Below are 6304 nucleotides of genomic sequence, written 5' to 3' on the forward strand. Positions count from 1 at the left end.
GCGACAGGGTTGTCAGCCCGATACCGACGCAGCGGGCGCGCACGCCCCCTCCGCCGGCACCAGACGGATATCGACGCGACGGTTGCTCATGCGTCCGTCGTCGTGGTCGTTGCTCGCGATCGGCTGGCTGGCGCCGAAGCCCTGCACCGCGAAACAGCTGTCGGGGATGTCGCCCATGCGCTGCATCCAGTCGCGCACCGCGGCGGCGCGGGCCTGGGACAGGCGCAGGTTGTGCGGATCGCTGCCGGTGGCATCGGTATGCCCGGCGATGACGATCAGCCAGCCCGGCTGGGCCTTGATATCCACCAGGGCATTGACCAGCACCTTGGTGGACTCGGGACGCAGTTCGGCGCTGCCCGAGGCGAACAGCGACAGGCTGCTCAGGCGCACGATCTGCGGCGTTTTCAGCGGTGGCGGCGGCGTCACCGGCGTTCGATGCATCATCAGCACCTCCAGCAGCCGCGCCCGCGGCACTTCGTCCCGGTACAGGCCGAAGCCCAGGGCCAGCGGCTCGCCGTTGCGGTGGTAGTGCTCGAGCAGCGCGGCATGCTGGCGCAGCACCGCGACCGCCTCCTCGCGCAGGGCATGAGCCGGTTGCTCGGCGCGCGACGGCGGCGGGATCGAGGCGTAGCGCTGCAGGTCGGCGGCGACCTGGCTCATCAGGCGCTGGTTGTTCCAGGCCGAGCTGGCCAGGGCCAGCAGCCCGGCCCCGGCGAACAGCCACAGGGCGCGGATGCTCGCGCGCTGCCGCGGCGTGGCCCGCAGGCGCAGCGACAACTGGGCCAGCAGCGGATCCGGCAGTTCCAGCAGGGTCGACTCGCCCGCCTCGATTTCCCGGGTGTCCACCAGGGCCAGCTTGCGCCGCAGCCACTGCTGCCACAGATGCCCGGCGCACTCGCCCGGCAGGCTGGCGACGAAACTCACGCCGCAGGCGACCGGTGCCAGCGCGGCAAAGTGGCCCAGGACCTGCTCATGCAGCCAGTCCGCCGTAGCGCCGAGGCGCACGCTGGTGTGCAGGCGCGCTTCGCCGCACGCGCCGTTGCCGGCCTGGCGCTGCCAGTCGTGCAGCAGCGTGGCGGCCCCCGCTTCATGCACCTCGGCGCTGGCCTGCGCGCCGCGCCAGATGAACCATGGCCCCTGCCCCTGCGCCGCGCGCAGATAGCTGGCGAGGAGTAACGGCAAGGCATGGCCACGACGGCGCAGTTGCTGCAGCTGGTGAGCGATGGCCCGGGCCTGCTCGTCGAGCTGCATGCTGTCGCGGCAGTGGCCGGGACTGGCGACGAACAGCACGCTCAGTTGCCCGGCCCAGCCCGGCCGTCGCGCCAGCAACGCCGCCACCAGGGTCGGCAACTGACGCGCTTCGGCCACACTGATGTAGCAGCCCTGGACGCTCATACGCAGCCGCGGCCGCTCATCGCAGGCACCGTCGAACAGCACCTCCAGGCCGCTGCCGCAGACCAGCACCACCGGTTGCCGGTAGCTGGCCGGCGGCAGCAGTGCGCCGTCGGCCAGTTGCAGGGCCTCGCGCAGTTGCCCGGCCTCGCGTCCGGCACGCCGCCAGCCCCAGGCCAGCAGCGCGGTGACCAGTACCGCCGCGCACATGCGCCAGCCATCGTCGAGAGGGACGATGAGCAACAGCCCCAGGGCCAGCGCCGCGCCCCACAGCCACAGGCCTCTTGTCAGCTTGAGTGTCATCCGTCCTCCTCAAGCCCCAGCCGGCAGCAGGGCCGCCAGCGAATCGCCGAGCAGCAGGTCCAGGCCCCACCAGGCCGCCCCGAGCAGCAGGCCGACCAGCAGCGCGTGGCCCCACGGCGAATGCAGGCGCAAAACGTCGAACAGACCGCCAGCCCGGGTACGTCCGAGCAGGGCCTGGCGCGAACGCAGGGGCGCCACCAGCTCGTCGAGACGGCTCACCAGCTGATCGCGCTCGGGGCCGCCGTGCTCGCCATAGCGACCGCGAAAACCAAGCATCAGCACGCGCTGGTAGACCGTCAGCACCGAAGGGTCCGGCGACGGCTCGCGCAGCACTTCGCGCATTTCCTCGTAGAGCGATTCGCCCGCCTGGTGGCTGTTGAAGAAGCGCATCTGCAGCGACTCCTTGATCCAGGCGTCACGCTCCTCCCCGGTGCATTTGCGGATCACGGTTTCGTCGAGCAGCGCGCACTGCGCGAGGCTGATCAGGTCCAGCGAACGCTGGCTGAAACCGGCTTCGCGCAGGCGCTCGCGCAGTTGTTCGGCCAGCTCCAGGCAGCGTGTCCACAGCTCCTGGCTCTGGGTCACGCTCGGCAGCTGGTTGACCTCCACTACCGTGAGGTAGCTGTCGTGCAGCAGCGCGTCGATGTCGAGTACCGCTTGCGAGCGGCTCATGAGCGCAGTACCGCGAACAGTTCGAGCTTCACCTCACCGAGGGACCCGGGCACGTACAGGGCGAAGACCTGGCTGGCCAGGACCTCGCGACCTTTCGGGTGGCTGAAGTCGAGGGCGAAGTACTGGTTCTCCAGGCGCAGCGGGATCGCCGCCGGGACATGCCCGAGGGGTTGCAGCGGCACGCCGTCGAGGGCGGAATTGACCAGTTGGTCGACGTCGTCCGGTACGCCGACCTTGCACAGCCGGGGGAACTGCTCCTGCAGTTGCACGGCCGGCAGGCGGCAGCGCACCGACAGGTAGAAGTCCGCGCCGCCGGGCTCGCACAGGCGCGGATCGTTGAGCGACACCTGCCAGCGGTGGCTGCCCTTGACCTCCAGTTCCAGGGCGATCACCCGCGACGGCAGGCTGGCTTCGAGCAGCGTGGAAATGGTCTGCATCAAGGGTGCGAAAACCTGTTCCAGCTGGTCGTGGCGATAGGCCGGGAGCTGATCGAGATCATGCTCCAGGGAGAAGGTCAGCAGGCTGCCGGCCAGCTTCACCAGTTCCTGGTACACCTGCTCCGGATGCCGCGGATGGGCCTTGAGGTCCATCAGCACCGGCTGGCAGCTGTTCAGGGCGTTGAGCAGCCAGAACAGCGAGACATCGGCCACGGCGAAGTCGGCCATGCGCTGGTTGCTTTCGCGACGCATGCCCATCAGGCGCTGGCGCTTGGCCGAGAGCTGGATCAGCAGGTTGTCGAGCTGCGCGACGAGGCCTGCATGGGCGCTGAAGTTGAGCAGCGGCGGCACGAAGCTGCCATCCAGGCTCCACTCGCCCTGGCCGTCGCGCACCAGGCGCAGCAACGGACAGGTCACGCAGTCCTGGTTGTCGTCGCTGGCCAGGCGCAGGCTGAGGTTGTGCTGCAGCACGCCGATTTCCTGCAGGTCGTCGCCATAAAGGTCCTGGACCTTGTGCCACTCCTGGAGGACGGGCAGCGGTCGATCGGCCTTCATGCCGTCGAGCAGGCAGTTGCCGCCGTTGGCGTGCATCAGCGGCAGGGCCAGGACCAGGGTCACCCGGCCCTGGCTGTCGGGCTGCAGCCGATCCAGCGCCAGGGCCGGCGGCAGGCAGTCGGTCAGCTCGCTGTCGACCAGGGTGCCGTCAGGCAACCTGACCAGCAGGCGCGTGGCCTTGAGCGTGCCGAGGCGCAGGGCCTCGGTATCGAAGTCCGCCACCGCCACGCCCCAGGGATGGGCCAGCGCCAGGCGCGCCACGCTTTCGTTGGTGCGCGCTTCCCAGCGCGCCTGTTGTTGGAATTGCTGCGGGCACAGCAAGGCGCCCGCGAACCATAGAGGACGGTGGATCTTCATGACATCGGCCTCCCGCCGTCAGCTCTTGGCCTTGGGCATGCGCGAGACCAGGGACAGGCCGATGTCCATGCCTTCCACCTGGAAGTGCGGCACGGCGTACAGCTTGACGCGGAAGAAGCCGGGGTTGTCCTCGATGTCCTCGACGGTGACCTTGGCTTCACGCAGCGGGTGGGACGCCTGCAGGTCGTCGCTGGGGTCGGTCATCAGGGTGACCAGGCCGCCGACCCAGCGATTCAGCTCCTGCTCCAGCAGCGAGCGATCCTTGGTGGTGCCGATGTTCTCGCGCTGGATCAGCTTCATGTAGTGGGCGATGCGCGACAGCAGGAAGATGTACGGCAGGCGCGCGTTGATGCGGCTGTTGGCGCTGGCGTCGGGGGTGTCGTAGAGCGCCGGTTTCTGCGCCGAGTTGGCGGAGAAGAAGCAGGCGTAGTCGCGGTTCTTGTAGTACGACAGCGGAATGAAACCGAGGTTGGCGAACTCGAACTCGCGGGTTTCCGGAATCATCACTTCCGACGGGATCTTCACCTGGTTGCCGGTGCCCAGGTCGTACAGGTGGATCGGCAGGTCGGTCACCGCGCCGCCGGACTGCGGGCCACGGATCTGCACGCACCAGCCATTGGCGATGAAGCTCTTGACCATGTTGGCGGCGAAGGCGAACGAAGCGCTGGTCCACAGGTACTTGTCGTGGTCGGGGCCCTTGACGTTCTCGACGTAGTTGAAGCTGCGCACCGGCACGGTGTCGGGCCCGTAGGGCAGGCGTCCGAGCACCCGCGGCAGGGTCAGGCCGATGTAGCGGGCATCGTCGCTGTCGCGAAACGCCTTCCACTTGATGTATTCGGCGCGCTCGAAGTAGTTGCCGATGTCCTTGATCGCGGCGACTTCCTCCATGCTGTCCTTGCCGAAGAAGGCCGGGCCCACGGCGCCGATGAAGGGCATGTGCGCCGCCGCCGAGACCTTGGCGATGTTGCGCAGCAGGGCGATGTCCTGCGCGCCGCGCCCGAACTCGTAGTTGGAGATGGCCGCGCCGATCGGCTCGCCACCGGGGGTGTCGTATTCCTGGGTGTAGGTCTGCAGGTACAGGCCGCTCTGGACGATTTCGGCGGCGTCCTCGAAGTCCTGGATCAGGTGGTCCTTGCTGATGTCGAGCAGCTCGATGCGCACGTTATGGCGGAAATCGGTCTGGTCGATCAGTTGCTTGACGCCGCGCCAGGTGGATTCCACCTGCTGGAAACCGGGGTGATGCATGATCGCGTCGAGCTGGCGGCTGATCTGCCCGTCGAGGTTGGCGATGTGCTCGTCCAGCAGGTTCTTGTCCAGCCGCTCGACCTTGCGCGAGGACTGCTTGAGCAGCTTGAGAAAGACATCGACCGCCGCCGTCACGCGCTCGTCGGCGGAGACCTCGGAGAGTGCCTCGGTGTGCTGGTAGGCCTCGATATCGCCGAGGCTGGCGACCGGGCTGAGGTTGATCTTGCCGAACAGCGAGGCGTAGATGCCCTGCTGTGCTTCGGCCGTGACAGTGGCGCCGTGCGAGGACGCGGACGAATGTTCCGTGGACATATGCAATAACTTCCTGATTAGCGGGACGAGGGGATCAGCGGGTTTCCTGCGGGGCGAGCGCGGCCAGTTCGGCGCGCAGTTCATCGCTCAGGGCGTCGTCCTTGAGGATGCGTTCCAGCTCGGCGCGGAAGGTCAGGTTGTCCAGCAGGTTGGACTTGAGGTCGCGCAGCAGATTGCGCATGGCCAGCAGGGCGCGCAGTTCCGGGACCTGGCGGGCGACATTGGCCGGCTCGAAATCCTTCATGTCGCGGAAGGTCATCGCCACCGCCATCTCCGAGCCGTCGCCGGCCAGGGTGTTGGGTACCGCCAGCGTCACCTCGGGGGAAAACTCCGCCAGCACGCTGTTGAAGTTGTTCTTGTTGATGTCGATCTTGCCGCGCTCGGACAGCGGGCGTTGTTCCCGGCCGTTGCTGTAGTCGCCCATCATCATCAACTTCAGGGGCAACTCGACTTTCTTCTGCGCACCGCCCGTGTGCAGATCGAGTTTGATATTCACCCGTGCCTTGGGCACTTCATCCTGAAAACTCTTTGCAGCCATATTCCCTCCAAAAAACGCATGCAGACGCACAAGCGATGCCTGAGTCCAAGTTGCGAACTCATGCATCGCCTTGACGAGATTTATAACGATTGAACCGACTTACAGACCCAATGCTGGATCCGCCACCGCGAACACTGAACTATCTGATTTATTTATTCCAGCCCCCTGTTGGCTCTTGCTCCTTTTCCCACTGGGACTGAGGATAATTCTGATCGAATTTAGGAAGTTACAATTGGCAACAAGCTGTTTGGGGGTGGGGATAATCAAGGAATGAAGGGGATGGATATTTCAAGGAGGAAACAATGCGTAATATTCGATTACTAATTTATAGTTCGAAATTGCGGGTTGTTTTTGTTGTTGGCGGGTTTGGCGGGGAAATGGATGGGGAATGTTTTTCTGGTTATTGCTGAGAATGTGTCAGGGCTGCAAAGTGCCTGTCTTGAGTCTTGCAGCGCCCTGAAGATCGAGCGCCGCGCGGACGGCGCTCGATCTT

At 66.0% G+C, this 6304-nt stretch carries 5 protein-coding genes; all 5 read right to left on the reverse strand.

What is annotated here, in order from left to right; translation table 11 throughout:
- Positions 1 to 12: 12 nt before the first annotated feature.
- Genes RTI28_RS23745 through tssB form a run of 5 tightly spaced genes read right to left on the reverse strand, consistent with a single transcriptional unit; the run spans position 13 to position 5811 of the window.
- Complete coding sequence (locus RTI28_RS23745) at positions 13 to 1695, reverse strand: OmpA family protein (RefSeq protein ID WP_316922727.1); 1683 nt, start codon at positions 1693 to 1695, stop codon at positions 13 to 15.
- 9 nt (positions 1696 to 1704) lie between these two features.
- Entirely contained in the window at positions 1705 to 2367 is a 663-nt protein-coding gene (tssL, locus tag RTI28_RS23750) for a type VI secretion system protein TssL, short form (protein WP_316922728.1), read from the reverse strand.
- Positions 2364 to 3716 (reverse strand): type VI secretion system baseplate subunit TssK, encoded by a 1353-nt coding sequence (tssK, locus tag RTI28_RS23755; RefSeq protein ID WP_316922729.1) that lies wholly within the window; start codon positions 3714 to 3716, stop codon positions 2364 to 2366. Before tssK ends, tssL begins: the two co-directional genes overlap by 4 nt.
- 18 nt (positions 3717 to 3734) lie before the next feature.
- A complete protein-coding gene (gene tssC / locus RTI28_RS23760) occupies positions 3735 to 5273 on the reverse strand; it encodes a type VI secretion system contractile sheath large subunit (protein ID WP_316922730.1) in 1539 nt (512 codons plus the stop codon).
- Positions 5274 to 5307: 34 nt separating this feature from the next.
- Positions 5308 to 5811 (reverse strand): type VI secretion system contractile sheath small subunit, encoded by a 504-nt coding sequence (gene tssB, locus RTI28_RS23765; RefSeq protein ID WP_316922731.1) that lies wholly within the window; start codon positions 5809 to 5811, stop codon positions 5308 to 5310.
- Positions 5812 to 6304: the final 493 nt, after the last annotated feature.

Origin of the sequence: Pseudomonas sp. zfem002, from assembly GCF_032621685.1 — a bacterium.
Taxonomy (GTDB): domain Bacteria; phylum Pseudomonadota; class Gammaproteobacteria; order Pseudomonadales; family Pseudomonadaceae; genus Aquipseudomonas; species Aquipseudomonas japonica.

Bases quoted from the DNA above. Each gene is read 5' to 3' on its own strand.
- RTI28_RS23745 (WP_316922727.1), bottom strand. From the start codon at position 1,695: ATGACACTCAAGCTGACAAGAGGCCTGTGGCTGTGGGGCGCGGCGCTG.
- tssL (WP_316922728.1), bottom strand. From the start codon at position 2,367: ATGAGCCGCTCGCAAGCGGTACTCGACATCGACGCGCTGCTGCACGAC.
- tssK (WP_316922729.1), bottom strand. From the start codon at position 3,716: ATGAAGATCCACCGTCCTCTATGGTTCGCGGGCGCCTTGCTGTGCCCG.
- tssC (WP_316922730.1), bottom strand. From the start codon at position 5,273: ATGTCCACGGAACATTCGTCCGCGTCCTCGCACGGCGCCACTGTCACG.
- tssB (WP_316922731.1), bottom strand. From the start codon at position 5,811: ATGGCTGCAAAGAGTTTTCAGGATGAAGTGCCCAAGGCACGGGTGAAT.